A 25,495-nucleotide genomic window follows, 5' to 3' on the forward strand; every position below is an offset into this window, starting at 1 on the left:
GTTAGCGGATTCGGACCGTGATCGGACGGTCACGCGGTTTGCACGGCGGTGGCGAACCGCTCGGCCAGGGGCCGCCACGCCGCGACGAGGCGGTCACGGACCCGCTCCACCCCGGCGTCGAGCTCCTCGACCGAGTGGCCCAGGCCGGTCAGGTGGCCGGCCGACCCGGCCGTCCAGCCGGCGAAGATCTCGGGGGTGGCCTCGGGGTGGAACTGCACGGCCCAGGCGTTCGCCCCCAGCCGGTAGGCCTGGTTGGGGTACGGGTCGCCGGTGGCCAGCACCACCGCGCCCGGCGGGAGGCCGGTGATCGCGTCGCGGTGGTACTGCACGGCGGGAGCGGGCGCCAGCCCGGCGAAGAGCGGGTCGTCGGCGGCGGCGGGCAGCGGGACGATCTCGCGGGCCCCCACCTCCAGGCCGTGCGCGCCCCGCTCCACGGTGCCGCCGCAGGCCAGCGTCATGAGCTGGGCTCCCAGGCAGACGCCCAGGGTCGGGACGCCCGCGCCGACCGAGTCCCGGATCAGGTCGCGGGTGGCCGGCAGCCAGGCGAAGCGCTCGTCCTCCCAGGCCGCGGCCTCGCCCCCGAGGACGATCAGCCCGTCGGCGGCGCGGCCGGGCACGGCCTGCCCCAGGTAGGGCCGCACGACCTCGAAGGCGGCCCCGGCCCCGGAGAGCCAGCCGGCCAGGAACCCGAGACCCGCGTCCGCCTCGTGCTCGATGACGGTGATCCTCATATGCCGATTATGGTCCGGTACGGGCACCGGTCCCGTACCGGCCGGGAGCCGGGGGCCGCACGGAGGATCACCGCATCGTGTCGCGTCACGTCGTCCCGGGCCCGTCAGCTCGCCGGCGTCCCGGCCCGGCCGGGCTCGGCGCCCTGGGCCGGGGTGATCCAGACGGCCTTGGCCGAGGCGAGCAGCGTGCCGTCGACCTCGTAGACGGCGCTCTCGGCGAACAGCTTGCGGCCCTCGCGGCCGGTGGGGCGGGCGACGACCGAGTAGGTGCCGCCGGGGTAGACCCTGCGGTGCAGCCGCGCGGTCAGGCGGCCGAGCAGGGCGAACTCGCCGGGCTTGAAGTGCGCCCAGCCGCTGGCGCAGTCCAGGGCGGACCAGACGATGGCGTCGGGAACGGTGCCGTCCTCGTTGAGGATGCTCATCGGGACCCGCCAGCCCGCGGCGACCAGGTCGGTGCCGTCCACCGGCCCGGGGAAGATCCGCAGCCCGTCGCCGGGACCGCGCAGGCCGCAGGCGAAGCAGCCGGGGAAGGCGTGCGCGACCAGACCGGCGAATCCGCTCTCGGCCCGTGCCGCGTCGACGAAGGGCACGAAGGCCGGGGCGCCGAGCTCCTCGGCGACGGTGATGGCCTCGACCAGCAGCCTGTCCCCCTGGGTGAGGGTCGCGGTGTTGGCCAGATGGTGCAGCGACAACTCGGTGTCCAGTGGCGTCGGCGCGTGCAGCGTGACCTCGACGGCCGAGTCGTTCCCGGCGCCGTGCAACGCCTCGGCGACCGTACCCGCGATCCATCCGCCGTTCGCGGACCTCTCGGGGCCGCGGAAACGTGCCGGAACGGTGAGAACGGTCTGCAGCTCGGACATCATCGTCATGCCGCACCTCCTGACGCCTTTTACGGCGATCAATCCTCTTAAATCACGCTAAATGGATTGGCCGATTTTACCGGACTGCTTGTACATACAGCCAACTCGGGGTCGATGACGCCCCCGTTGACCGCGGGTGACGCCGGTATGACGTTCGACGGGCCGGACCGGATCACACGGTCCGCGAGAGGATCGGAACGTTCCGTGACCGCACCTGCGGGCGGTGCCGTCCGGAACGGCGAGGGCACCCGCTCGCGGAACGGCGAGGGCACCGGCACCGGCTCGCGGAACGGCGAGGGCACCGCCGCGGGAGGCGTCTCCCCGCGGCGGTGCCGCCCGGACGACGTGGTCAGCCGGTGAAGGCGCAGGACGTGCCGTTGAGGGTGAAGCCCGCAGGGTCGGCCAGGACGCCGCTGTAGGAGGCGACGAACCCGATCTGGGTCTGCGACCCCGAGGGGATGGCACTGTTCCACGGCTTGCTCACGGCGGTCAGGCGGGAGCCGTCCTGGCTCCAGCCCGACGACCAGCCCGAGACGAGGCGCGGGCCCGGCGGCGGGTAGTCGATCGTCAGCGTCCAGCCGTCGATCGGGGCGGCGCCGGTGTTGCGCACCGTGATGTGCGTGGTCAGACCCGAACCCCACGACGTCACGCGGTACGACACCTCGCACGACGGGCCGGGGGTCGGCGTGGGCGTCGGCGTGATGGTCGGGGAGGGGAGACCTCCCCTGGCCAGCGCGGACAGCGGGTCCGACGGCACGCTCAGGTTGCCGGCCGCGTCCCTGGCCACCACGACGTAGGTGTAGCGCCGCCCGGTGACCAGGCCGGACTCGGTGAAGTTCAGGAATTCGGGCGGGGTGATCGTGTCGACCTTGGTGTAACCGGTGAGGGTCTCGCGGTAGACGTCGTACGCCGTCACCGCCACGTTGTCGGTCGACGGCTGCCAGCAGAACGTGACGCCCCGGAAGTCCTGCAGGCAGGCGTCCTGCAGGCCGGTCGGCTTGGACGGGGGGATGCGGTCGCCCGGCAGGGGGGTCGGCGAGGCGGTCGGGGTCATCCCTACCGTCGCGGACACCGTGATGAGGCTGGAGGGCGGGCTGACGTTCCCGGCCGCGTCCCTGGCCACGACGTACATCGTGTACGAGCGGTTCAGCTCGCCCGAGAAGCCCCCGATCGTGCCGGTCGTGGTGGCGGCCCGGACGAAGCCGGTGATCTCCAGGCGGTACAGGTCGTAGGCGACGACCCCGTTGTCGTCCGTCGAGGCGTTCCAGCAGATGGAGGCGTAACCGACGGGGTTGTTGGGCGCCATCGGCACCGGGCAGGGCCGCGTGCCTCCCGGGCGGGTCGGCGGGGTGGTGTCCGCCCCCGCGCGCGCCGGAGCGGCCACGTGCGCGGCGTCCCTCGCCGGGACGGCGGCCAGGGCCGTCTCCCCTGCCGGGCCGACCGCCAGTACGGCGACGAGTAACGCCAGGGTGAAGAGCCCGAAAGTGAGGAGAACGGTCCCCACGGCTCGCCTGCCGATGTGCATGGTGCCCCTATCGAATCGCGTCGGCGTGTGACCCCCCGCAGTGAGTGTGAATCATTTCCGGCATTCCGTAAAGCCGTTGTCCCGAATGGCGAGAAAACAGGAATCAAAACGTCCCGAGCCCGTGCTCCCAGCCGGTGAAGGCGCCCGGGAATCGTCCCGGGTCCGAAATGGAGAAACGACCGGGTAATGGCGGGGCACGTCGGCCGCGGACATCGGCGACCGGGCGCGCGAGAACGACGGGACCTCGGCCGGGACCGTACTGAATCGCCGATGTGGCGGCCCGGGTCCTGCGGGCCGCCACGTCACGCGGGGGCGGCCGTCGTCACACGGCCCAGGCGTACAGCGTGCGGATGTTGCCGCACCAGGCCTCGATGTCGGTGATGCCCCGGTTGACGGTGTACGGTCCGCAGTCCCACCAGAACGAGTTCTCCACCATGATCTGCACCGTGGCGTTCGGACCGCAGTGGTTGTACTTCGCCCGCCGGTCGGGGGTCTCCGTGAAGTGGATGTAACCGCAGCCGTACGCCGAGGCGTTACCGGACACCGCCTGGGCCGACGCCGGTGAGGCACTGCCCAGCAAGGATCCGGCCGCCAGCAGCCCGGCCACACCCGCGGCGAGTCTCTTCGCTCTCATGCGTGCTCCTGAGTCGTTTCGATCTTCGAACGCAGGTAGCCTTCCACCCCTCCCGTCGGGCCGACAGCGGAGAGGCTGCCAAAAAGCGGCGGATCACTGCCAGACCCGCTGCGCGGAGAAGGACCGGCGGCAGGGCTCGGGCGACGCACGCGCCGACCGGTGGGACGTGCCCGTCCACACGTGTCCGAAGGTCCGTACGTACCTCAAGATCCGCACGTGTCCGAAGGCCCGCGCGTGGCTCAAGGAGGCGGGGGGCCCACCCATCCGGGGCAGCGATGGCCCACGTCCTTGGCCCTGGTGGCCGTGGTGATGAGATGGTCGAGCCGGTCGCGGGTGTTCACCAGGCTGTCGATCCGCTCTTCGATGCGGTCCCGCTCGTGTGACAGCCGGTCCAGCAGCGCGGGCGTCACCTCGCCGGTCTCGATGCACGGCAGCAGGTCCACGATCGTCCTGCTGGACAGCCCCGCGGCGTACAGCTGCTGGATCAGCCGGACGTGGCCGATCGCGCCGCGCGGGTAGTGCCGCTGCCCGCTGGAGGCGCGCACCGAGGTCAGCAGGCCGTGTTCCTCGTAGTAGCGCAGGGCCCGCACGCTCACGCCCGCCTCGGCGGCCAGTTCACCGATACGCATGGGCACCTTCCCTGTGACCTCCGTCATGGCACTTGCCTCTGACGTCAACGTCAGGTTTTAGCGTAACCCGCGTACGACCTGGACGAAACGACCCAGGCTCTCAGGAGGCACACATGAAGATCGCCGATTCCGTCGCGCTCGTCACCGGCGCCAACCGTGGCATCGGCCGGCACTTCGCGCGGCAGCTGCTGCAGCGGGGGGCGGCGAAGGTCTACGCGACCGCGCGTACGCCCGAGCTCGTCGACGTTCCCGGTGTGAACGTGCTGCGGCTCGACGTCACCGACCCGGTGTCGGTCGCCGCCGCGGCGGCCGACGCCGGTGACGTCACCTTGTTGATCAACAACGCCGGGGTCGCCACCTACCAGAACCTAGTCACCGGAGAGCTCGAGAAGATCCGGCTGGAGATGGAGACGCACTACTTCGGCACGCTCGACGTGGTCCGGGCGTTCGCCCCCGTGCTGGCGCGCAACGGCGGCGGGGCGATCATGAACGTCATGTCACTGCTGTCGTGGATGTCCTACGACGGAGCTAACGCCTACAGCGCGGCGAAGGCGGCCCAGTGGAGCCTGACCAACGGCATCCGCCTGGAGCTCGCACGCCAGGGGACCACGGTCGCGGGCCTGCATCTGGGCGGCACCGACACCGACATGATGGCGGCCTTCGACGTGGAGAAGAACGATCCCGCCGACGTCGTGCGCACCGCGCTGGACGGGCTGGAGGCCGGCGAGATCGAGATCCTGGCCGACGAGAACACCGTCCAGGTCAAGGCGGCCCTGTCCGCGGATCCGCGCGCGCTGTACCCGCAGATCGCCCGGGGGTGAATGCCGGCGGAGGTCATCGACCACGTGGTGGGCGGCCGCCCTTTGACGTCGTCCCACCTCATGCCTCCTCGGCGTGATCCGGGACGTTCGCGTCGTCGTCGGGCCGGACACGCACGAAAGACCCGTGGTGAGGAGAGACCTCGAACGACCGTGCCGGGATCTTCGCCATTCGTCGCCTGTCGCCGATCGGCGGTTCCACGCTCCGGTCCTCATTTCGAGCGTTCCGGTGGTCGGCCTTTCCGGGCGTCCCGGTTCGAGGCGGGAGGTCTTTTCCGGCGGGCGACACGCTCCGCAAGACCGCCGGTTCTCGTTACGACGCCCGTGCACGGCCCGGAATTTCAAAGGGTGCAGGGCCGGACGGTGATGAACCGTCCGAACCCGCACCCTTTACGCTGTAAGAATCGCTCCGGCCCGGGGCTACAGCACCGGCAGGTAGCGGCCCAGCTCGAATTCGGTGACCTGGCGGCGGTAGTCGTTCCACTCGGCGCGCTTGTTGCGCAGGAAGTAGTCGAAGACGTGCTCGCCGAGGGTCTCGGCGACCAGTTCGCTGCGCTCCATGACCGCGATGGCCTCGTCCAGCGACTGGGGCAGCGGCTGGATGCCCAGCGCCCGGCGCTCGACCGAGGTGAGCGCCCAGACGTCGTCCTCGGCGCCGGGGGGCATCTCGTACCCCTCCTCGATGCCCTTCAGCCCGGCCGCGAGGATCACGGCGAAGGCGAGGTAGGGGTTGCAGGCGGAGTCGAGCGAGCGGAACTCGATGCGGGTCGAGCCGCTCTTGTGCGGCTTGTACATCGGCACCCGGACCAGGGCCGAGCGGTTGTTGTGACCCCAGGAGATGTAGCTGGGGGCCTCGCCTCCGGCTCCGGCGATCGCCTCGGCGCCGCCCCAGAGCCGCTTGTAGGAGTTGACCCACTGGTTGCAGACCGCGGTGATCTCGGCGGCGTGCGTGAGCAGGCCGCCGATGAAGGAACGGCCGATCTTCGAGAGCTGGTAGTCGGCACCGGGCTCGTAGAAGGCGTTACGGTCGCCCTCGAACAGCGACATGTGGGTGTGCATGCCGGAACCGGGGTGCTCGGTGAAGGGCTTGGGCATGAAGCTCGCCCAGATGCCCTGCTCCAGCGCGACCTCCTTCATGACCAGGCGGAAGGTCATGATGTTGTCGGCGGTGGTGAGCGCGTCGGCGTAGCGCAGGTCGATCTCCTGCTGGCCCGGCCCGCCCTCGTGATGGCTGAACTCGACGGAGATGCCCATCGACTCCAGCATCATGATCGCGTTACGCCGGAAGTCGTGACCGGAGCTGTGCGGGGTGTGGTCGAAGTAGCCGCCGCCGTCGATCGGCTCGGGGCGGTCGTTCCCCTCGGGCCGGTTCTTCAGCAGGAAGAACTCGATCTCCGGGTGGGTGTAGAAGCTGAAGCCCATCTCGGAGGCCTTGGCCAGGGTCCGCTTCAGCACCCAGCGCGGGTCGGCGTGCGAGGGCGAGCCGTCCGGCATGAGGATGTCGCAGAACATCCGGGCCGCCCCGGGCGTCTCGCTGCGCCAGGGAAGGATCTGGAAGGTCGACGGGTCCGGCTTGGCGAGCATGTCGGACTCGTAGACCCGGGCGAAGCCCTCGATCGCCGAGCCGTCGAAGCCGATGCCCTCGGCGAAGGCCCCCTCCAGTTCGGCCGGGGCGATGGCCACCGACTTCAGGAACCCGAGCACGTCGGTGAACCACAGCCGGATGAACCGGATGTCGCGCTCCTCAAGGGTGCGGAGAACGAACTCCTGCTGGCGGTCCAAGGCTTCTCCTTCATTGCCGACGTGCCACGACACGCCTGATGGTCTCTCAGTCTGCCCTCTCAGTGTTTCGCACACGTTACGAGGAAGAACGGTGAGATATGGCATCGGGCTCGTCGCGCCTCCGCCCGGCGGGCCCCGTCTCCTCCTAGTGTGCGACCGGAACCGCTGGAAGTTCGAGCCGGGGGAGCGATGACGAGCACCGAGGTCCACAGATCACCGCGGCCGGACGGCCGGGGAACCGCGTCGGCCGGGCTGGCCGAACGGCTCGCGGCACTGACGATGCCCTGCCCCGTGCACCCGTCGTCACACCTGGTCGAGGCGGCCACCGCGGACTGGGCGCACGCCACCGGCCTGGAGCCCGACCCCTCCGCCCCCTGGCTGGCCGGGCGGGCGTTCGCCCGTTGCGAAACGCGCGTGGTCACGCTCTTCGCGCGCTGGCTGACCCTGGCGGCGCGGCTGCGCGAGGACCCCGGGGCGATCGGCGGGATCATCGCCGTGGCCGGGGGCGCCGAACCGGGCCCGGCGCCGCTGGAGCGGGCGTTCACCGGCCTGTGGCGGTCCTGCGCGCCGGGGATGAGCCGGGCGTGGCGCGAGCGGTTCACCGCCGGGCTCGCCGCCCAGCGCGAGGCGCTGACGGCGGCCGGGACGCCCACGGCCGAGGAGTACCCGGCCAGGGGCAGGGACGCCTTCGGCCGCTACCTCCTGGACCTGGTGGAGCCGTGCCGCGAGACCGAGGTGCCGGAGCCGGTGAGCCGGAGCCGCCAATGGCGCGCCCTGACCGAGGCGAGCGGGGACGTGGCCGCCTGGTGCGTGGACGTGGCCGGCGGGCGCGGGTACGTGCGCGTCGCCGCGGATCATCTGGAACGTTCCAGCGACCCGGTCGTACGCCCGCGGGGCCGGCGTGGCGCGGCCGAGGAGTGGGTGATCGACCGCCTCGCCGTACGGGTGGAGGAGCTGTGGGCCGCCGCGCGGGCGGTCCCGGCGCTCACCGAGCGGCACGGGCTCGGCTTCACCGCCTCCGGCGAGGTGACCGGGGTGGCATGCGCTTTCTTGACCGTTCCCCGGGCTTACCTGGAGTGGTTGACGCGAGAACACCGCTATCGTCACTCCGGGTAATGGAACGAGTTCGACAAGTGACATTGGAGTAGACGGTGAGCACCACGCTCCTCAACCGCAAGCTTGACCGTGCCTTCGCGCACGTCGACGCGGACGGCAGCGGATCCATCGGGCGCGACGACCTGCTCGGCCTCGGCGCCCGTATCCTCGTCGGATTCGGCGAGTCGCCCACCTCTCCCGCCGGGAGCAGGCTCGCGGGGGGCTTCGAGGAGATCTGGCGGACGCTGACCGCGGAGATCGACGCCGACGGTGACGCGATCTCTCCGGAGGAGTTCCGGGCCGGCATGACCTCGGCGTTCGTCGAGGGCGACCGGTTCGAGGCGGTCTTCGAGCCCGCCGCCGCGGCGCTGGCCGGGCTCTGCGACACCGACGGCGACGGCGTCGTGGGGCCGGAGGAGTTCTGGGTGATGATGGACGCGTTCGGCACCCCGCGCCAGGACGCGGCGGCCGCCTTCGCCCGGCTCGACGGCGACGGCGACGGCGCCGTGTCCGTACGGGACCTCGTGGAGGCCACCCGGCAGTTCTACACGAGCGCCGATCCGGACGTGGCCGGCAACTGGCTGTTCGGTCCGCTGTAGTGGCCCGCACCCCGGTCTTCGGCGGGTCCCCGGCCTGTCCCCGGCCCCACCCCGCGCCCTCGCCCCGTTTCCCGGCCCCCTCTCCCCTTCAGGTGCCGCCGGGTCCCGGCACGCCCCCGCGACGCCCCTCCGGGGTGGCCGCGGACGCGCTGCTGCCCCTGGTGGAGCTGGTGCCCGCGATGTCGGCGCCGTGCCGGATGCACCCCTCGGTGGAACTCGTCGGGGCGGAGCTCGCCGCCTGGACCCGCCGGACGGGGCTGGACACCCCGCCGAACGCCGGGTTCGAGCGGATGGCGGGGCGGGCGTTCGCCGCCTTCGACACGCGGGCGGCGCTGCTCTTCGCCAAGTGGCTGACCTGGCTGTTCCACTTCGACGACGAGTGGGACGAGAAACCCGCCGGGAGGGCGGCCGAGACGGTGGAGAGCGTCTTCGGCCACCTCGACCTCCTCGCGCGCACCCGCGCCCCCGCCCGCTCGCCCGTCGAGGTGGCCTTCGCCGACCTGTGGAGGACCACCTCGGAGCGGATGAGCACCCGGTGGCGGCACCGGTTCCTGGAAGGGCTGGCCGCGCAGGGGGCGGCCTGCCGTACCGAGGCGGAGAACCGCTGCTCCGGACGGGTCCCCTCCCCCGCCGAGTACCCGCGGCTGCGGCGCGGCACCGCGGGGCCGTACCTGTTCGACCTGGTGGAGCCCTGCCTGGGGGTGGAGGTGCCCGCGGGGCTGCGCGAGAGCGTGACCTGGCGGACGCTGATGGACGCCTGCAACGACGTCACCGCGTGGTGCAACGACGTCGCCTCGCACCACAAGGAGCGGGCCAACGGCGACGTGCACAACTACGTGACGGTCGCCGCCTCGGCGTTCGGGCTCTGTGACGGCGCCGCGGTCGCCTGGGTGAACGAAAGGATCGCGGCCCGCGCCGAGGACCTGCGCACCTCCGCGCGCCGCCTGCCGGCCCTGTTCGACCGGTTCGGGCTCTCCACCTCGCAGGCCAGGGACGTCAGCAAGGTCGCCTGTGCCTTCCTGGCGGCGCCGCGGGCCCAGCTGGAGTGGCTGCTGGAGTCCAGCCGGTACGACGTGTCCTGACCGGCCGTCCCGCGTGCCGGGAACCGCTCGCGCCCACCCGGGAGCGGTTCCCCTCCGGACGGGCCGCCGACGATCGCGGCAGTTCATGGGCATTTATGGAGATCCATCGATCTTTAAACGCTTATTGATTGGATTGCGTCTTAAGCCGGTTAAGGTCCCTTCAAGTACAAGATGAAGGGCCTGGACATGCGTGGGCTGAACCGGGCGTCCTCCTCGGGGACGCCCGTCCGGGCGCGGATCACGGCGGTGCGGGCCGTCTCGGCCTTCGTGGTCCCCGGACTGCGGCACCGGCTGTACGGGATCGGCACGCTCGTCACCCGCGCGCTGGTCGGCGCGGGCCTGGTCGGCGTGGTCGGCGGGGTGTACGTGGCGGTGGGCGCCGCCTCGGGCCTGTTCCTGCCGGACGTGGACCGGATCGGCGGGCTGATCGCCGCGCTCTGCGCGGGGGCGCTCTTCCAGCCGATCCGGCGGATGCTCCGGCGCCACGCCGACCGCCTGCTGTACGGCAGCAGGGGGGACCCGGTGGCGCTGGCCGCCGAGCTGGGGAGCAGGCTCCAGCGCACCGACCCGTCGGACGGGCTGGTCGCGGCCCTGGAGGTGCTGCGCGAGGGCCTGTCGGTCACCGGCGCGGCCGTGCGGTTCCCGGACGGCCGGCCCGCGGAGACCAGGGTGGGGACCCTGGAGGAGGTGGCGCGCGACGTCCGGCTCGTCTGGCACGGCGAGCCCGTCGGGCGCCTGCTCATCGGCCCCGCGGGCGCCCGGCGCCTGCCGGCCGCGCACGGCGAGCGGGTGATCGCCGCGCTCACCCCCTACGTGGCCGACGCCGCCCACGCGGTCCGGCTGGTCGGCGCGCTGCGCCGCTCGCGGGAGCGGATCGTCACCGCCCGCGAGGAGGAGCGGCGCCGCCTGCGCCGCGACCTGCACGACGGGCTCGGCCGGTCACTCAGCGGCATGGTGACGTCGATCAACGCGGCCAGGCACTCCCTGCGCACCTCCCCGGAGGCGGCCGAGCGGATGCTCGTCGAGCTGCGCTCGGGCATGGACGGCGTCACCGGCGACATCAGGCACCTGGTGTACGGCCTGCGTCCCCCGGCCCTGGACGAGCTCGGCCTGGGCGGGGCGGTGGCGGAGATGGCCGGTCCCGGCGTGGTGCTGGAGACCAGGGGCGAGCTGTCGGGTCTGCCCGCGGCCACCGAGGTGGCCGCGTACCGCATCGCCCAGGAGGCGCTGGCCAACGCCCGCAGGCATTCCGGTGCCCGGACCGTGCGGGTCCTGCTGGAGCGGGGCGAGGGCGGGCTGAGCGTCCGGGTGCGCGACGACGGGATCGGCGTCCCGGCCGGGCGGCGCTCGGGGGCGGGGCTGGCGTCGATGCGCGAGCGCGCCGCCGAGCTGGGCGGCAGCTGCGTGATCACGACCCCGCCGGGCGGCGGGACCGTGGTCGAAGCGGTACTGCCGGTGAACTTGAATGTGGAGATCTGACCATCCATGATTTCCTACGGCCTGCGAACGATGGTGAGTATTGCCCTATGACACCGGCCCGGCTCCTCCTACCCTTACGCCTGCAATGCTGACTTTTCGCGCTCTCGGACCGTTCCAGGCCCGTCACGGTGACACGGTGATCGACCTCGGCGGCCAGCGCCAGATGGCGGTGCTGGCCCGGCTCCTCGTGGCCGGTGGCCGCGCCGTCCCCGTGTCCGTACTGATCGACGAGCTCTGGCCGGGCGAGCCGCCCGCGCAGGCCCTTTCGACCATCCAGGGGTACGTGTCGCGGCTGCGGCGCGCCCTGGAGCCCGGCCGGGCGCCGCGGGAGGAGGCGGAGGTGCTGGTCTCCGCCCCGCCCGGGTACGCGCTGCGCGCCTCCTTCGACCAGGTGGACGCCTGGCGCTTCGAGCGCGCGGTCAAGACCGGCGGCGAGCCCGCGGTGGTCTGGGAGCGGCTGGACGCCGCGCTCGCGCTCTGGCGCGGCCCGGCCCTGGCCGAGTTCTCCGACCTGTCGTGGGCGGTGACCGAGGCGGGACGGCTGGAGGAGCTGCGCCTGATCGCGGTGGAGCGCCGCGCCGACGCGGGGCTGCTGCTGGGGCACTCCGGCGCGCTGGTGCCCGACCTGGAGGCGCACGCCTCGGCCCACCCGCTGCGGGAGGAGGCCTGGCGGCTGCTCGCGCTGGCCCTGTACCGCAACGGCAGGCAGGGGGACGCGCTGGGCGCGCTGCGGCGGGCCAGGACGCTGCTGCGCGAGGAGCTCGGCCTCGACCTGGGCGCCACCCTGCAGCGCCTGGAGTCGGACATGCTGGCGCAGGCCGTCCACCTCGACCCTCCGTCCGGGACGACCGGCCGCGCCGCGGGCCCGGGGAGCGCGGGCCCGGGTCCCGCGGGCACCGGGAACGCCGGGAACGCCGGGAACGCCGGGAACACGGCCGCGCGGGCGGCGCGGCCCCCGTCGTCCCCCGGGACGTCCTCCGGGGCGTCCCCGGACGCGTCCTCGCGGGAGCCCGCCACGGCCCCGCCGGAGCTGCGCGTCGTGGTCGTCGACGACCAGGCCCTGGTCCGCACCGGCCTGCGCGTGGTGCTGGACAGCGAGCCCGGTTTCCGGATCGTCGGGGAGGCCGAGAACGGCGAGCAGGCGATCGCGGTCGTCCGGGAGACCCGCCCCGACCTGGTGCTGATGGACATCCAGATGCCCAGGCTGGACGGGCTGACCGCGGCGCGGCGGATCCTGGCCGACGAGGCGCCGCCGAAGGTGGTCATGATGACCACCTTCGGCACGGACGACAACCTCTACGCGGCGCTGCGCGCGGGGGTGAGCGGCTTCGTGCTCAAGACCTCGGCCCCCGAGCAGCTCATCACCGCGATGCGGGCCGCGCAGGCCGGGGACGCGCTGATCGACCCCGCCGTGACCACCCGCCTGATCGCGGCCTTCGCCGGGCGCACCGACCCGTCCGCGCCACCCGGCCTGGCCGGTCTGGGCGACACCGAGCTGGACCTGCTGAAGCTGGTGGCCCGCGGGCTGACCAACCGGCAGATCGCGGTGACGCTGGCGGTGCCCGAGGCGACGGTCTCGGCGTCGGTGGTCAAGCTCCTGGACCACCTGGGCCTGTTCGACCGGGCCCAGCTCGTCGTCACGGCCTACGAGTCCGGGCTGGTCAACCCCGGTGACGTGGTCAGATAGCGATGGGCACGCGGATCCACGAGCGCGGCCGCCTGCTCGCCGGCGTCGGCGGCGTGCCCAGGAGGACGGTCGACGACGCCGTCGTGGCCGGGCCGTACCCGGCCGGGTCCGCCGTGCCGCTCTCGCGCGGGCTGTCCGGCTCGTGGCTGCGGATCGCGGTGTTCGCGATGGCCGCGCTGTCGGTGGCGTTCTCGGTGACCTCGCTCGTGCTGTACGCGTCCCTGCCGCCCCTGTGGCAGCCGGAGGTGCCCGTCCGGGCCGACCTGGCGGCGGGGCTGACGTTCCCGGTGGTGGGCGCCTTCCTGCTGGCGCACCGGTCGCGCCCGGCCACGGCCTGGCTGATGTGCGTGGGCGGGCTGATGTGCTCGGTCACGGTGATCTGCGAGTCGGCGATGTTCACCGTCGCGGCCGCGGGCGACATGGACGTCGCCGGTTACCTGCGCTGGGGGATGAACGTGGGAAGGGGCGTCGGCGGGGTCACGCTGGGGGTCCTGCTCCCGCTCTACTCCCCCGACGGCCGGCTGCCCTCGCCGCGCTGGCGGCCGATGGTGGTGGCCGCGGTGACGGTGACGGTGGCCGACATCGCGGCCAACATCGTCCGCGCCGCGCCCGACCCGGCGACCTACCCCTGGCCGCGGGTCGTCCCGAACGCGCTCGCGCTGGAGGCGCTGGCCCCCTACGACGCGACGATCCGCCGGATCACCGGCACGCTGACCATCGTCTTCGTGGTCCTGGCGCTGGTGCCCCTGCTGGTGCGTTTCCGGCGGGCCGACCCGACGCTGCGCCGCCAGATCGCCTGGCCGCTGTTCGCGTTCACCGTCTACATCGTCTTCCTGGTCGGCGGGGCGGACTGGTGGCCGGCCACCGCGATCTGGACCGGCCTGATCCCGGTCGCCATCGCCTTCTCCGTGCTCAAGTACCGGCTGTACGGGATCGACACCGTGGTCAGCCGCGCCTTCGTGGCGGCCGGGCTGATCGCCGTGATCAGCGTCATCTACGGGGCGGGCACCATCGCGGGACTGGCACTGTCGGGCTACGACCGGGCCGGTGGCCTGGTCGCGGCCCTGTTCGCCGGGGTGATCTTCCATCCGCTCCGGCACCGGCTGCGGCGCCTGATCGACAGGCTCATGTACGGCACGCACGGCGACCCCCGGGCGCTCGCCGCCCGGCTGGCCAGGGAGGTCCGCGACAGCGAGCCCGCCAACGCCCTCGCCTCCGTCGCCTCGGTGGTCAAGGACGGGCTGAGCGTCACCGGCGTCGCCGTCGAGGTCTACGAGCCCGGTGCCCGGAAGGTGCAGATCGGCCTGCTGGGCCCCGCGCCGCGCAGGGTGCCGCTGATCTGGCACGGCGAGCCGGTAGGGCGGCTGCTGCTGGGGGCGCCGGGACCGCGCAGGTTCGCCGCGGCGTACAACGGGCGCCTGGTGGCGGCGGCCACCCCGTACGTCGCCGACGTGGTGCACGCCGTGCGGATGACCGCCGACCTGCAGCGCTCCCGCGAGCGCATCCTCACCGCCCGCGAGGAGGAGCGCCGCAGGCTGCGCAGGGACCTGCACGACGGGCTCGGTCACGCGCTGACCGACATGGCGATGTCGATCAACATGGCCAGGATCAGCCTGCGGACCGCCCCGGCCTCGGCCGACCGGCTCCTGCTGGAGCTGCGCGGCGGCATGGACGCCGTCAGCCAGGAGATCAGGGACCTGGTGTACGGCCTGCGCCCGCCCACCCTGGACGAGCTGGGCCTGGCCGGGGCGGTGCGGGCCCTGGCGCAGGAGGGGGGCCCGCGGATCACCGTGGAGGCCGAGGGCGACCTGTCGGACCTGCCGGCCGCGGCCGAGGTGGCCGCCTACCGCATCGCTCAGGAGGCGCTCACCAACGTCCGCAAGCACGCCGGGGCCGGTCACGCGGTCGTCTCCCTGCGGCGCGCGGAGTCGCTGACGGTACGCGTCCGGGACGACGGGGCGGGCCTGCCCGAGGGGCCGCGTTCGGGGATCGGGCTGCTGTCCATGCGCGAGCGCGCGGCCGAGCTCGGCGGGACCTGCGTGATCGAGACCGCCCCCGGCGGCGGCACGCTGGTCGAGGCCGTCCTGCCCCTGTCGGCCGTACCGGCCGTGACCGGCCACCGCCTGACCTCACGGTCATAGGCGCTCCTTAGGATGGGCGGGTGGCTCAACTCCGCATCGCCCTGGCCCAGACCAATCCCGTCGTCGGTGACCTGGCCGCCAACACGGACCGGCTCGTCGAGTGGACCCGGCGCGCCGCCGACCGCGGCGCCCACCTGGTGGTCTTCCCCGAGATGTTCCTGACCGGCTACCCCGTCGAGGACCTGGTGCTGCGCACCTCGTTCGTGGAGGCGTCCGTCGCCGCGGTCGAGGAGGCGGCGCGACGGCTGCAGGAGGCCGGGCTCGGTGAGATCCCGGTGGTCGCCGGGTACGTCGACCGCGCGCGGCTCGCCCCCCGCGTCGGCCAGCCCAAGGGATCCCCGCTGGACGCCGCCGCGCTGCTGTACCGGGGCCGGGTGGTGACCAGGACCGCCAAGCACCACCTGCCCAACTACGGCGTCTTCGACGAGTACCGCTACTTCGTCCGCGGCGACCGGCTGCCGATCTTCCGGCTGCACGGCGTGGACGTGGCGATCGCGGTCTGCGAGGACCTCTGGCAGGAGGGCGGCCCGGTCGCGGTGGTCGCCAGGGCCGGAGCCGGGCTGCTGGTGGTGCCGAACGCCTCCCCGTACGAGAAGGAGAAGGACGACGTCCGGCTGGCGCTGGTGGCCAGGCGCGCCCGCGAGGCGGGCTGCGCGCTGGCCTACGTCAACCAGGTCGGCGGCCAGGACGAGCTGGTCTTCGACGGCGACTCGCTGGTCGTCTCCGCCTCCGGCGAGCCGATCGCGCGCGCGACGCGTTTCCGCGAGGAGCTGCTGGTGACGGACCTGGAGCTGCCCGAGGGCGAGGGCGGTCCCGGCACGTTCCCGGTGGACGCCGCCGACGGCACCGAGATCACGGTGGAACGGCTGGAGCTGTCGGGGCGCCCCCTGGAGGCGTACGAGCCGGAGCCGCCCCCGGTCGCCGAGCCGCTCGACGACACCGCCGAGGTCTACTCGGCGCTGGTCCTCGCGGTCCGCGACTACGTCGCCAAGAACGGCTTCCGCTCGGTCGTCCTCGGCCTGTCCGGCGGGATCGACTCGGCGCTGACCGCCACGATCGCCTCCGACGCCATCGGGCCCGACCGGGTGCACGCGGTGCTGATGCCCTCGCGCTACTCCTCGGACCACTCGCTGAGCGACGCGCTGGAACTGGTCGCCCGGCAGGGGATCAACGCCCGTACGGTGCCGATCGCCGACATCGTCAGCGGCTTCGAGAAGGAGGTCGAGCTGTCCGGGATCGCGGCGGAGAACCTCCAGGCCCGGGTCCGCGGCATGATCCTGATGGGACTGTCCAACGAGCACGGCCACCTCGTCCTGACCACCGGCAACAAGAGCGAGCTGGCCACCGGGTACTCCACCCTCTACGGCGACTCCGCGGGCGGCTTCGCGCCCATCAAGGACGTGCTCAAGACCCTCGTGTGGGACCTGTCGCGCTGGCGCAACGCCCAGGCGGGCCGCTCCGGCGAGCTCCTGCACGGGTTCGCGGTGCCGCCGATCCCGGAGAACTCGATCGAGAAGGAGCCCAGCGCGGAGCTGCGGCCCGACCAGCGCGACACCGACTCGCTGCCCGACTACGCGATCCTGGACCGGCTGCTCGGCGACTACGTCGAGAAGGACATGGGCTCCGCCGAACTGATCGCGGCCGGGCACGACCCCGAGCTGGTCACCCGGGTGATCCGCCTGGTCGACCTGGCCGAGTACAAGCGCCGGCAGTACCCCCCGGGCCCGAAGATCACCCCCAAGAACTTCGGCCGCGACCGGCGCCTGCCCATCACCAACCGCTGGCGCGAGACCACCACCTGACACGCGGCCGTTCCCGGGCCGGTACGGTCATCGGCCCGCCCGGCCCCGCGGGCGTCCGCCGGGCGCCGGATCTCCCCCGGACGCCCCCGTCCGGGGAGGGTCAGGTGCCGATGCCCGCGAGGAGGTGGTCGACGACGCGTTCGGCCAGGTCCGGTGCGGAGGCGGCCTCGCCCTGGGAGCGGGTGTACCACATGACGGTTCCCACCAGGCTCGACATCGCGAGCCCCACGTCGAGGTCGGGCCGCAGCTCCCCGGTGGCCATGCCGCGCCGCAGCAGGGCGGTGACGACCGCCTTGCGCGGCTCGATGGCCGCCTGGCTGACGCGCTCGACCAGGCGCGGGTGTCGTTCCGCCTCGTTCATCGCGATGCTCATCACGCACCGGCTGCGCGCGTCGTTCGCGTCGCGCTGGAAGACCCGCATGCAGGCGACCAGATCGTCGCGGACCGAACCCCCCGTGGGCGGCGGGAACGGCGACTTGAGGGTGGCCACCGCGTCGACGAACAGGTCCTCCTTGCTGGACCAGCGACGGTAGATGGTGGTCTTGCCGACCCCCGCCCGGGCCGCGATCGCCTCGATCGACAGCTCGAAGAGGCCGATGCCCTCCCCGATCATGTCGAGGGTGGCGTCGATGATGGCCTTCTCCGCCTTGGCGCTGCGAGGGCGGCCCGCGGAGCGGGCGGTGCCGGCTCCGTCCGCCTGGGTCTCGTCGGTGGTCGTCATCGCGGTCCCTACACTACTGCCGGTTCCTTGTCGTGGTCGATGGTCTGCGGGGCGGGGGTCTCGGAGGACCTGCCGGGCAGCCACTTGAGCACCACCAGCGCTCCGGCCAGCGCGATCGCGGCGGAGACCAGGGCGGTGACGTGCATGCCCTCGATGAAGGCGAGCTTCGCCGGTTCGATCAGCGCCGAGCCACGGGCGCCGAGTCCCTGGGCCACGCCGAGCGTGGCGGTCAGCGACTCGCCCGCGGCGTGCCTGGCCTGGTCGGGCAGCCCGCTCAGCGCCGGGGCGATCTGGTCGCGGTAGGTGGCCGAGAGCAGCGAGCCGAGCAGGGCCACGCCGAGGGCTCCGGCCACCTGGCGGACGGTGTTGCTCATCGCCGAGCCGACACCGGCCTTCTCCCGGGGGAGCGCCTCCATGATCGTGGTGGTCGCCGGGGGCATGATGTTGGCCATCGCCGCGCCCTGGACGAAGAACACGATCACCAGCGCGACGACCGGGGTGTTCTGGTCCATCAGCGCGTAGGAGGCCAGCGCGCAGGCCACGATGACCATGCTGACGGTGGCGGTCAGCCTGCCGCCGAAGCGCCTGGCCATCTGCTGGCTGAGCGGGGCGAAGATCAGCTGCGCGGCGGCGAAGGGCATCATCAGGGCGCCAGCCTGGAGCGCGCTGAAGCCCAGCACGATCTGCAGGTAGAAGACCAGGAAGAACATCGCGCCCATCATCGCGAAGAACACGATGCCGATCATGCCGACCGCGGTGGCGAAGCGGGGGTCGCGGAAGTAGCGGACGTCGAAGGCCGGGTGGTCGATGCGGCGCTCGTACCAGACGAAGGCGGCCAGCACGACGATACCCAGGACGATCGGGACCAGCACCTCGGCGCTGGCGATCGTGGCCAGCTCGCCTCCCCGGATGATGCCGTAGGTGACGGCGACCAGGCCGATGATCGACAGGATCACCCCGATCGGGTCGAGCTTCGAGGGCCGGGGGTCACGCGACTCGGGCACGACCAGGCCGATGAGCACCATGCTGACCGCGACGATCGGCAGGTTGACCAGGAAGACCGAGCCCCACCAGAAGTGCTCGATGAGCAGGCCGCCGGTGATCGGCCCGATCGCCACGGCCAGGCCCACCCCCGCGGCCCAGATGCCGATCGCCTTGCCGCGTTCCTCCGGGGGGAAGACGTTGGAGATGATGGCCAGCGTGGCCGGCATGATGGCGGCGCCGCCGATGCCCATGAACGCGCGGGCGACGATCAGCTGCATGGGGTCCTGGGCGTACGCGCTGGCCAGTGACGCCAGGCCGAAGAGCACCATGCCGATCAGGAGCATGCGCTTGCGCCCGGTCCGGTCGCCGATCACCCCGAAGGTGAACAGCAGGCCGGCGAAGACGAGCGTGTAGGAGTTGATCGCCCATTCCAGCTGGCTCTGGGTGGCGCCCAGGCCCTCCACGGGGTCGGCGATCGTCTTGAGCGCCACGTTGAGGATGGTGTTGTCGAGCACGACGGCCAGGAGGCTGAAGACCATCACCCCGAGGATCTGCCACCGTCTGGGATGACCGAGCTTGTGTTCCACTGTTGCCCCGTTTTTCGATACGCTTAAGTTTCGAAACACAACCGTATCGCTCGTCGTTTCGATACGCAACCGTACCGTTTCAATATTATCGGTCGGGACGTCAAGGAACGGCACCGTCGGACGAGGCGGGGGCCGGAACGAGGCGTGCCGCGCACGCCGGCGGACACGCGGGGTCGGTCAGGCCGAGGCCGACACCGATGGCTCCGGCGCGGCCGTGGCGGCGCGCCGCCAGAACGGCAGGGCGACGAGCACCATGATCACGCTCACCAGCCCGGCCGTGGCGAAGGCCCACCCCGGGCCGGGACCGTCGATGATCGCGCCCGCGACCGGCGACGCGCAGCCCACGCCGACGAGCAGGGCCGTGCCGTGCAGGCCCATCGCCTCGCCCCGGGCCCCGGCCGGGACCCAGCGGCTCACCGTCTCGATCGTGGAGGACAGCGCCGGGGCGCACAGCACACCGGCGGGCAGCAGGGCCAGGAGCAGCCAGTGCCAGTTCCCGCCGACCAGGCCGACCGGGATGGTGAGCACCCCCATGGCGCCGATCAGGATCAGGGGTGACAGCCCGCGGGGCAGCATGCCGTACACGAAGCCGCCCGCCAGCGAGTAGGCGCACCACACGGTGATCGCCAGGCCGATCCACGCGGTGTCGCCGCCCCGCTGCATCGTCGCCACCAGCGAGAGCTCGGTGGCGGTCAGCACGAACGTCGCCGCCATGACCGTGCCGAACAGCCCGAGCAGCGCCGGGGTGAGCCACTGGCGCCGGGGGACGCGGCCGGCGGGCTCCCTGAGCTCCTCGGCCGAGCGGACGGGCGGGTTCAGCACCAGCAGCGTCGTTCCCGAGACGGCCAGGCCGGCCCCGACGACGGCCATGGTGGGAACGCTGCCCAGCAGGCTGACCCCCGCGATGGCCAGGGCCGGGCCCGCCATGTAGGAGAGCTCCACGAGCATGGAGTCGAGGGAGAAGCCCATCCTGCGCTGCTCGACCGGGACCAGCGCGGTCAGGCACTGCCTGATCACGCTGAACACGGGGAGGGTGAACAGGCCCGCCGGGATGGCGGCGGCCAGCAGCAGCGGGAACGGCATCAGCCAGGCGGTGGACCAGAAGACGACCTGGGCGAGGGTGGTCACCGCCAGCACCGGGCGCAGGCCGTGGCTGTCGACGAACCTCCCGGCCAGCGGCGAGCCGACGGCCATCCCCACCGTGCTGGCCGCGGTCACCAGACCGGCCTGGACGTAGTTCAGGCCCAGCCCGCTGGGATCGACGACGTGCATGGTCAGCGTGATGGAGACCGCGGTCGTGGGGATCCGGGCGAGCATGCCCACCAGCAGCAACGATCGCACGCCCGGCAGTGCCAGCAGGCGGCGGTAAGGTTCGACGGCCATGATGATTACTTACCTCCTCCGGCATTGTGCCGTACGTCCCCGGTGTCCCCGCCACCGGATGACCCCCTGAGCCCGTCCCCGGCGATCTCCGCCCGCGCGGGAATCCCCAGCGTGGGCGCCCTCTGTCCGGCCCGCCGACCGGGATCGGATTACCTGGCGGATCGGGTCTGTTGAACCTGCCGGGCGCGTGCAATCATCGAACCGTCCGGGGACGCCACTGGGGCGCCTCGAGACTTCACTGGAGGTCCCACATGTCCTCTTCCGTCACCAGCCGGCCGACCTCTCTCTACGGCGGCCAGGCTGGACGCAGGGTCACCGTACGTGACATCGCCGCCGCCAAGGAGCGCGGCGAGCGCTGGCCGATGGTCACCGCGTACGACGCGATGACCGCCAGGATCTTCGACGAGGCCGGCATCCCCGTGCTGCTCGTCGGCGACTCGGCCGCCATGGTCGTGTACGGGTACGACTCGACGCTCCCCGTGTCGGTGGACGATCTCATGCCGCTGACGGCGGCCGTGGTCCGCGGTTCCTCGCGCGCGCTGGTCGTGGCCGACCTGCCGTTCGGCTCCTACCAGGCCTCCCCCCAGCAGGCCCTGGAGACGGCCACCCGGTTCATGAAGGAGGCCGGGGCGCACGCGGTCAAGCTGGAGGGCGGCCGCCGGGTGCTCCCCCAGGTCGAGGCGCTGGTCTCTGCGGGCATCCCGGTGATGGCCCACCTGGGCCTGACCCCCCAGTCGGTCAACGCTCTCGGCGGCTACCGGGTGCAGGGCCGCGGCCAGTCCGGGGACGAGCTGATGGCCGACGCCAAGGACCTGGAGTACGCCGGGGCGTTCTCGGTGGTGCTGGAGTGCGTCCCCGCGGACCTGGCCGAGCGGGTCACCTCCTCCCTGTCGATCCCGACGATCGGCATCGGCGCCGGTCCCGGCACGGACGCGCAGGTGCTCGTCTGGCAGGACCTGATGGGCCTGACCGCCACCCCGGCGAAGTTCGTCAAGAAGTACTCCGACCTGGCCGGGGAGATGGACAGGGCGGTACGCGCCTTCGCCGACGAGGTGACGGCCGGCGCCTTCCCCACCGCCGAGCACAGCTACCGCTGACGACCCGGCCGCTCCCCGGCCCCCCGCGAAAGCCGTGGAAGCCCCCGCGGGGACGCGGGGACGCTGTGGAGACGCGACGAGCCCCCCGGCCGCCCTCAGACGAGGGTGGCCGGGTCGGTGTTGGCGCCGCACACCACGACGGCCACCCGCTCCCCGGGCGCCGGGCGGTAGGCGCCGGACAGCAGTGCCGCGTAGGCCGTGGCCCCGGCGTGCTCGACGGCGAGCCGGTGGTCGCGCCACATCGCGCGCCGCGCCTCGACGATGGCCTCGTCACCGACCAGGAGGCTCTCCACCCCGGCCGTGGCGGTGATCTCGTAGGCGAGCGCGCCCGTCCTGCTCGCGCCGAGCGCGTCGGAGCCGACCCCCGAGACCCCGACGGGTACGGGCCCGCCCGCCTCCAGGGCCCGGTGCAGGGTGGGGATGAGCTCGGGCTCGACCGCGACCACCCGGGCCCGGCCGGCGAGGGCCACGGTGATCCCCGCGACGAGCCCGCCGCCGCCGACCGCGACCAGGACCGTGTCGACCCCTCCGGTCTGCTCCAGCACCTCCAGGCCGACCGTGCCCTGCCCCGCGACCACCTCGGCCTGGTCGTAGGCGTGCACGTCCAGGGCCCCGGTCTCGGCCGCGCGCTTGACCGACGCCTCGTACGCCTCCGCGTAGAAGGCTCCGACCTGCGTCACCTCGGCGCCCAGCGCGCGCAGCCCGGCCACCTTCACCGGGCTGGACACCGTCGGGACGAAGATCTCCGCCCGGACCCCGAGGCTCCGGGCCACGTACGCCACGGCCAGGCCGTGGTTGCCGCCGCTCGCCGCGATCAGGCCCGCCTCCGGGAGCGTCCCGGCAGACAGCGCCCTGTTGAAGCCTCCTCGGGCCTTGAACGACCCCGAGTGCTGGAGCGCCTCCAGCTTCATGAACAACCCGGGCGACACCTCGATCACCGGTGTACGGAGGACATGCCCGGCGATGCGCCCGGCCGCCCGTTCCACGTCCCCGATCGACACGCTCACGCGCGCTCCCCTTCCCGGCGAACGACTCCGAAGGTTCCAGGCGAACGACTTCGAAGGGCCGCCGGGTGATCGGCGGCCTCCGTGCCGCAGTCTAGGAGAAGCCCCGGCGCCGCACGCCGGTCAGGAGAGCGCCTGCTCGATGTCGGCCCAGAGGTCCTCGATGTGCTCGATGCCCACGGCCACCCGTACGGTGCCCTCGCCGATCCCGTGCCGGGCCAGCTCCTCGGCGGTCAGGGTGCGGTGGGAGGTGGTCGCGGGGTGCAGGACGAGCGTCTCGACACCGCCCAGGGACGGGGCCAGCAGGGCCAGCCGCACCGAGCTCATGAACCGCTCCCCGGCCTCGCGCCCGCCGACCAGGTCGAAGGAGAAGACCCCTCCGAAGTCGGGCAGGAGCTTGGCCGCCAGCTCGTACGAGCGGTGCGAGGGCAGGCCCGGCCAGTACACGGCCGAGACGGCGGGGTGGTCGTTCAGGCGGGTGGCCAGCTCGCGGGTGTTGGAGCAGTGGCGCTCCATCCGCAGCGACAGCGTCTGCATGCCGCGCAGGGTGAGCCAGGCGGCGAACGGGTCCGGGGTGGCGCCCAGCTTGCTCGCGAAGGCCCACACCTTGCGGTACAGCTCGTCGGAGGCGAACACGGCGATCCCGCCGAGCACGTCGGTGTGGCCGCTGAGGTACTTCGTGGTGGAGTGCACGACGATGTCGGCGCCGTGCTCGATCGGCCGGCACAGGATCGGGGAGGCGAAGGTGTTGTCGACCACGGAGATCAGGCCGGCCTCGCGGGCCGCGGCGCACATGCCGGGCAGGTCGGCGACCTGGGTCACCGGGTTGGCGATGGTCTCCAGGTAGACGAGCCTGGTCTCGGGCCGTACGGCCTCGCGCAGCGCCGCCGGGTCGTCCTCGGCGACGTAGGTGACCGTGATCCCGAACCGGCCCACCATGTCGTTGATCATCGCGGCGGTGCCGCCGTAGAGCGGCTTCTGCGCGATCAGGTGGTCGCCGGGCGCCAGCAGCCCGAACAGCACGGCGTTGATGGCGCCCATGCCGGAGCCGGTGGCCACGGCGCCGACGCCGCCCTCCAGGCCGGAGACGGCCTCCTCCAGGGAACGGACCGTCGGGTTGGACATGCGCCCGTAGACGAACGCCCCGTCCGGACGGCCCATCCCGTCGGCGAAGACGGCCGGGTCGTCGAAGATGAAGCCGGAGGTCTGGTAGAGCGGCACCGTGATGGGACGGCTGCCGTTCAGCGGCGGCTGGGGAAGGTGGACGGTGCGCGTCTCCGGACGGAAATCAGTCATGCCCCAAGGATGTACGCAAAATAGGCCCTTTGTCAGATCCAATCCGGCAAGATTGGTCCATCATGGGAGCCAATAACGACGAACTGATCGCCAGGCTCGGCCGCTGGTCGTCGGGCAGGGGCCCGCTCTACCTGCTGCTCGCGGTGCGGTTGCGCGCCCTCATCGACGACGGGGAGCTGCGTCCGGGCACCCTGCTGCCCCCCGACCGGGAGCTCGCGCGGTCGCTGGCGGTCGGCCGGGGCACCGTGGTCGCCGCGTACGACCTGCTCCAGCAGGAGGGCCGGGTGGTACGGCGCCAGGGCAGCGGCACCCGGGTCTGCGCCGCCCAGCGGCCGCTGTCCGGTCCCGGCGGCACGGCCGGCACCGCCGGCACCGCCGACACCACGGCCAACCCGCTGCTGCTGCACCTGCTGGACCCGCCCGAGAACGTCACCCTGCTCAGCTGCGCCGCCCCGGACGGCCCGCCCCCGGTGCTGGTGGAGGCGTACCTGGAGGCGGCGGCCCGGCTGGGCCGGATCCGGCACGACATCGGGTACCACCCGGCCGGGTACCCCGAGCTGCGCGAGCGGATCGCCTCCTACCACCGGGAGCGCGGCGTGCCCACCACGGCCGGGCAGATCATGGTCACCAACGGCGGCCAGCAGGCCCTGACCCTGCTGGCGAACCTGCTGCTGTCCCCGGGCGACACCGTGCTGACCGAGGCCCCGACCTACCCCGGCGCGCTGGAGTCGTTCCGGGAGGCCGCCGCCCTGTTCCGCACGGCCGCCGACGCCGAGGCGTTCGGCGCCGCGCTGGCGGACCGCCCCGCCCTGGGGTACCTCGTCCCGACCTGCCACAACCCGACCGGCGCGATCATGCCCCCGCTGGTCCGGCGCCGCCTGGCCGCCCTGGCCGCCGAGCACGACGTGCCGCTCGTCGAGGACGAGGTCCCGGCCGAGCTGTGCTTCTCCGGCGAGACCCCGCCCCCGCTGGCGTACTTCGGGGACGGGCGGCGGATCATCACGGTCGGCTCGCTCAGCAAGCTCGTCTGGGGCGGGCTGCGGATCGGCTGGATCCGCGCGGCGGCACCGGTGATCTCCCGGCTGGTGCGGCTGCGCGCCGTCCACGACCTGGGCGGCGAGATCCTCGGCCAGCTCGCGGCGGCGTCGCTGATCTCGCAGATGGACCGGCTCCGCCGGGACCGGATCGACGTCCTGCGGCGCCGCCACGACCACCTCCTCGGCGAGCTCGCCGCGAAGCTGCCCTCGTGGAGCGCGGAACCCGCCCTCGGCGGGCAGACGATCTGGGTACGGCTCCCCGGCGACGCCGGGGCCTTCGCCCAGGTCGCGCTCAGGCACGGGGTGGCGGTCCCCCAGGGACGCTCGTTCGACCCCTCGGGCGGCCACGGCGATCACCTGCGGCTGCCGTTCCTGTTCGACGAGGAGACGCTCACCGCGTCCGTCACCGCGCTGGCCGCGGCCTGGCGGGACTACGACGGCACCCGCCGTCCCGGCACCCTGCAGGCCCTCGTCGTCTGAGCGTCCGCTCCCCCGCCGACAGCCGTCCAGGAGCCCCCGGCC

At 72.7% G+C, this 25,495-nt stretch carries 22 protein-coding genes; 11 read left to right on the plus strand and 11 right to left on the minus strand.

Going from position 1 to position 25,495, the window contains the following annotated elements:
* Positions 1-29: 29 nt before the first annotated feature.
* Together ACIBCT_RS27950 and ACIBCT_RS27955 are read right to left on the minus strand one after the other, a co-directional pair.
* A complete protein-coding gene (locus ACIBCT_RS27950) occupies positions 30-731 on the minus strand; it encodes a type 1 glutamine amidotransferase (protein WP_399193482.1) in 702 nt (233 codons plus the stop codon).
* A gap of 104 nt (positions 732-835) precedes the next feature.
* A complete protein-coding gene (locus tag ACIBCT_RS27955; RefSeq protein WP_399193484.1) occupies positions 836-1,600 on the minus strand; it encodes a PaaI family thioesterase in 765 nt (254 codons plus the stop codon).
* Positions 1,601-1,795: 195 nt separating this feature from the next.
* On the opposite strand from ACIBCT_RS27955, the gene ACIBCT_RS27960 reads away from it, so the two are divergent.
* Positions 1,796-1,951: a hypothetical protein gene (locus ACIBCT_RS27960; protein ID WP_399193486.1), complete on the plus strand. Its 156-nt coding sequence runs from the start codon at positions 1,796-1,798 to the stop codon at positions 1,949-1,951.
* Here ACIBCT_RS27960 and ACIBCT_RS27965 read toward each other — a convergent pair.
* The 3 genes from ACIBCT_RS27965 to ACIBCT_RS27975 form a co-directional block, all read right to left on the minus strand.
* Positions 1,941-3,095, minus strand: coding sequence for a cellulose binding domain-containing protein (locus ACIBCT_RS27965; protein WP_399193488.1), 1,155 nt, complete (start codon positions 3,093-3,095; stop codon positions 1,941-1,943). The genes ACIBCT_RS27960 and ACIBCT_RS27965 overlap by 11 nt on opposite strands.
* A gap of 343 nt (positions 3,096-3,438) precedes the next feature.
* Entirely contained in the window at positions 3,439-3,750 is a 312-nt protein-coding gene (locus ACIBCT_RS27970) for a hypothetical protein (protein ID WP_399193490.1), read from the minus strand.
* Between the two features lie 239 nt (positions 3,751-3,989).
* A complete protein-coding gene (locus tag ACIBCT_RS27975) occupies positions 3,990-4,379 on the minus strand; it encodes a MerR family transcriptional regulator (protein ID WP_399193492.1) in 390 nt (129 codons plus the stop codon).
* A gap of 113 nt (positions 4,380-4,492) precedes the next feature.
* On the opposite strand from ACIBCT_RS27975, the gene ACIBCT_RS27980 reads away from it, so the two are divergent.
* Entirely contained in the window at positions 4,493-5,200 is a 708-nt protein-coding gene (locus tag ACIBCT_RS27980) for an SDR family oxidoreductase (RefSeq protein WP_399193494.1), read from the plus strand.
* Positions 5,201-5,617: 417 nt separating this feature from the next.
* On the opposite strand, the gene ACIBCT_RS27985 is transcribed toward ACIBCT_RS27980, so the two are convergent.
* Positions 5,618-6,979, minus strand: a complete 1,362-nt coding sequence (locus ACIBCT_RS27985) for a glutamine synthetase family protein (RefSeq protein ID WP_399193496.1) — start codon at positions 6,977-6,979, stop codon at positions 5,618-5,620.
* A gap of 189 nt (positions 6,980-7,168) precedes the next feature.
* On the opposite strand from ACIBCT_RS27985, the gene ACIBCT_RS27990 reads away from it, so the two are divergent.
* The 7 genes from ACIBCT_RS27990 to ACIBCT_RS28020 all read left to right on the plus strand — a co-directional run bounded on the left by ACIBCT_RS27990 (position 7,169) and on the right by ACIBCT_RS28020 (position 16,864).
* Positions 7,169-8,095 carry a terpene synthase family protein gene (locus tag ACIBCT_RS27990; protein ID WP_399193498.1) on the plus strand — a complete coding sequence of 309 codons (927 nt, stop codon included), beginning with the start codon at positions 7,169-7,171 and terminating at the stop codon, positions 8,093-8,095.
* Between the two features lie 35 nt (positions 8,096-8,130).
* Complete coding sequence (locus ACIBCT_RS27995; protein ID WP_399193500.1) at positions 8,131-8,673, plus strand: EF-hand domain-containing protein; 543 nt, start codon at positions 8,131-8,133, stop codon at positions 8,671-8,673.
* A gap of 92 nt (positions 8,674-8,765) precedes the next feature.
* Entirely contained in the window at positions 8,766-9,755 is a 990-nt protein-coding gene (locus ACIBCT_RS28000; protein ID WP_399193502.1) for a terpene synthase family protein, read from the plus strand.
* A 186-nt stretch (positions 9,756-9,941) separates the two neighbouring features.
* On the plus strand, positions 9,942-11,234 hold the full coding sequence (locus ACIBCT_RS28005; protein ID WP_399193504.1) for a sensor histidine kinase: 1,293 nt from the start codon (positions 9,942-9,944) through the stop codon (positions 11,232-11,234).
* Positions 11,235-11,319: 85 nt separating this feature from the next.
* Positions 11,320-12,921, plus strand: coding sequence for a BTAD domain-containing putative transcriptional regulator (locus ACIBCT_RS28010; RefSeq protein WP_399193506.1), 1,602 nt, complete (start codon positions 11,320-11,322; stop codon positions 12,919-12,921).
* Between the two features lie 2 nt (positions 12,922-12,923).
* Positions 12,924-15,062, plus strand: coding sequence for a sensor histidine kinase (locus ACIBCT_RS28015; RefSeq protein WP_399193508.1), 2,139 nt, complete (start codon positions 12,924-12,926; stop codon positions 15,060-15,062).
* 20 nt (positions 15,063-15,082) lie between these two features.
* Positions 15,083-16,864 carry an NAD+ synthase gene (locus tag ACIBCT_RS28020; RefSeq protein ID WP_399193510.1) on the plus strand — a complete coding sequence of 594 codons (1,782 nt, stop codon included), beginning with the start codon at positions 15,083-15,085 and terminating at the stop codon, positions 16,862-16,864.
* 100 nt (positions 16,865-16,964) lie between these two features.
* Here ACIBCT_RS28020 and ACIBCT_RS28025 read toward each other — a convergent pair whose 3' ends face one another.
* The 3 genes from ACIBCT_RS28025 to ACIBCT_RS28035 all read right to left on the minus strand — a co-directional run bounded on the left by ACIBCT_RS28025 (position 16,965) and on the right by ACIBCT_RS28035 (position 20,539).
* Positions 16,965-17,585, minus strand: coding sequence for a TetR/AcrR family transcriptional regulator (locus ACIBCT_RS28025; RefSeq protein WP_399193512.1), 621 nt, complete (start codon positions 17,583-17,585; stop codon positions 16,965-16,967).
* 8 nt (positions 17,586-17,593) lie between these two features.
* A complete protein-coding gene (locus ACIBCT_RS28030; protein ID WP_399193514.1) occupies positions 17,594-19,108 on the minus strand; it encodes an MFS transporter in 1,515 nt (504 codons plus the stop codon).
* Positions 19,109-19,333: 225 nt separating this feature from the next.
* Complete coding sequence (locus tag ACIBCT_RS28035) at positions 19,334-20,539, minus strand: MFS transporter (RefSeq protein ID WP_399193516.1); 1,206 nt, start codon at positions 20,537-20,539, stop codon at positions 19,334-19,336.
* Positions 20,540-20,790: 251 nt separating this feature from the next.
* On the opposite strand from ACIBCT_RS28035, the gene panB reads away from it, so the two are divergent.
* On the plus strand, positions 20,791-21,636 hold the full coding sequence (panB, locus tag ACIBCT_RS28040) for a 3-methyl-2-oxobutanoate hydroxymethyltransferase (protein ID WP_399193518.1): 846 nt from the start codon (positions 20,791-20,793) through the stop codon (positions 21,634-21,636).
* 95 nt (positions 21,637-21,731) lie between these two features.
* Here the strand turns inward: panB and ACIBCT_RS28045 are convergent, their stop codons facing one another.
* Both ACIBCT_RS28045 and ACIBCT_RS28050 read right to left on the minus strand, forming a co-directional pair.
* Positions 21,732-22,643 carry a threonine/serine dehydratase gene (locus ACIBCT_RS28045; RefSeq protein ID WP_399193520.1) on the minus strand — a complete coding sequence of 304 codons (912 nt, stop codon included), beginning with the start codon at positions 22,641-22,643 and terminating at the stop codon, positions 21,732-21,734.
* 120 nt (positions 22,644-22,763) lie between these two features.
* Complete coding sequence (locus ACIBCT_RS28050; protein ID WP_399193522.1) at positions 22,764-23,936, minus strand: trans-sulfuration enzyme family protein; 1,173 nt, start codon at positions 23,934-23,936, stop codon at positions 22,764-22,766.
* 62 nt (positions 23,937-23,998) lie between these two features.
* Between ACIBCT_RS28050 and ACIBCT_RS28055 the strand changes: the two genes are divergently transcribed.
* Positions 23,999-25,453 (plus strand): PLP-dependent aminotransferase family protein, encoded by a 1,455-nt coding sequence (locus ACIBCT_RS28055; RefSeq protein ID WP_399193524.1) that lies wholly within the window; start codon positions 23,999-24,001, stop codon positions 25,451-25,453.
* Positions 25,454-25,495 lie beyond the last annotated feature (42 nt).

This window comes from Streptosporangium sp. NPDC050855 (assembly GCF_044456585.1).
Taxonomy (GTDB): domain Bacteria; phylum Actinomycetota; class Actinomycetes; order Streptosporangiales; family Streptosporangiaceae; genus Streptosporangium; species Streptosporangium longisporum.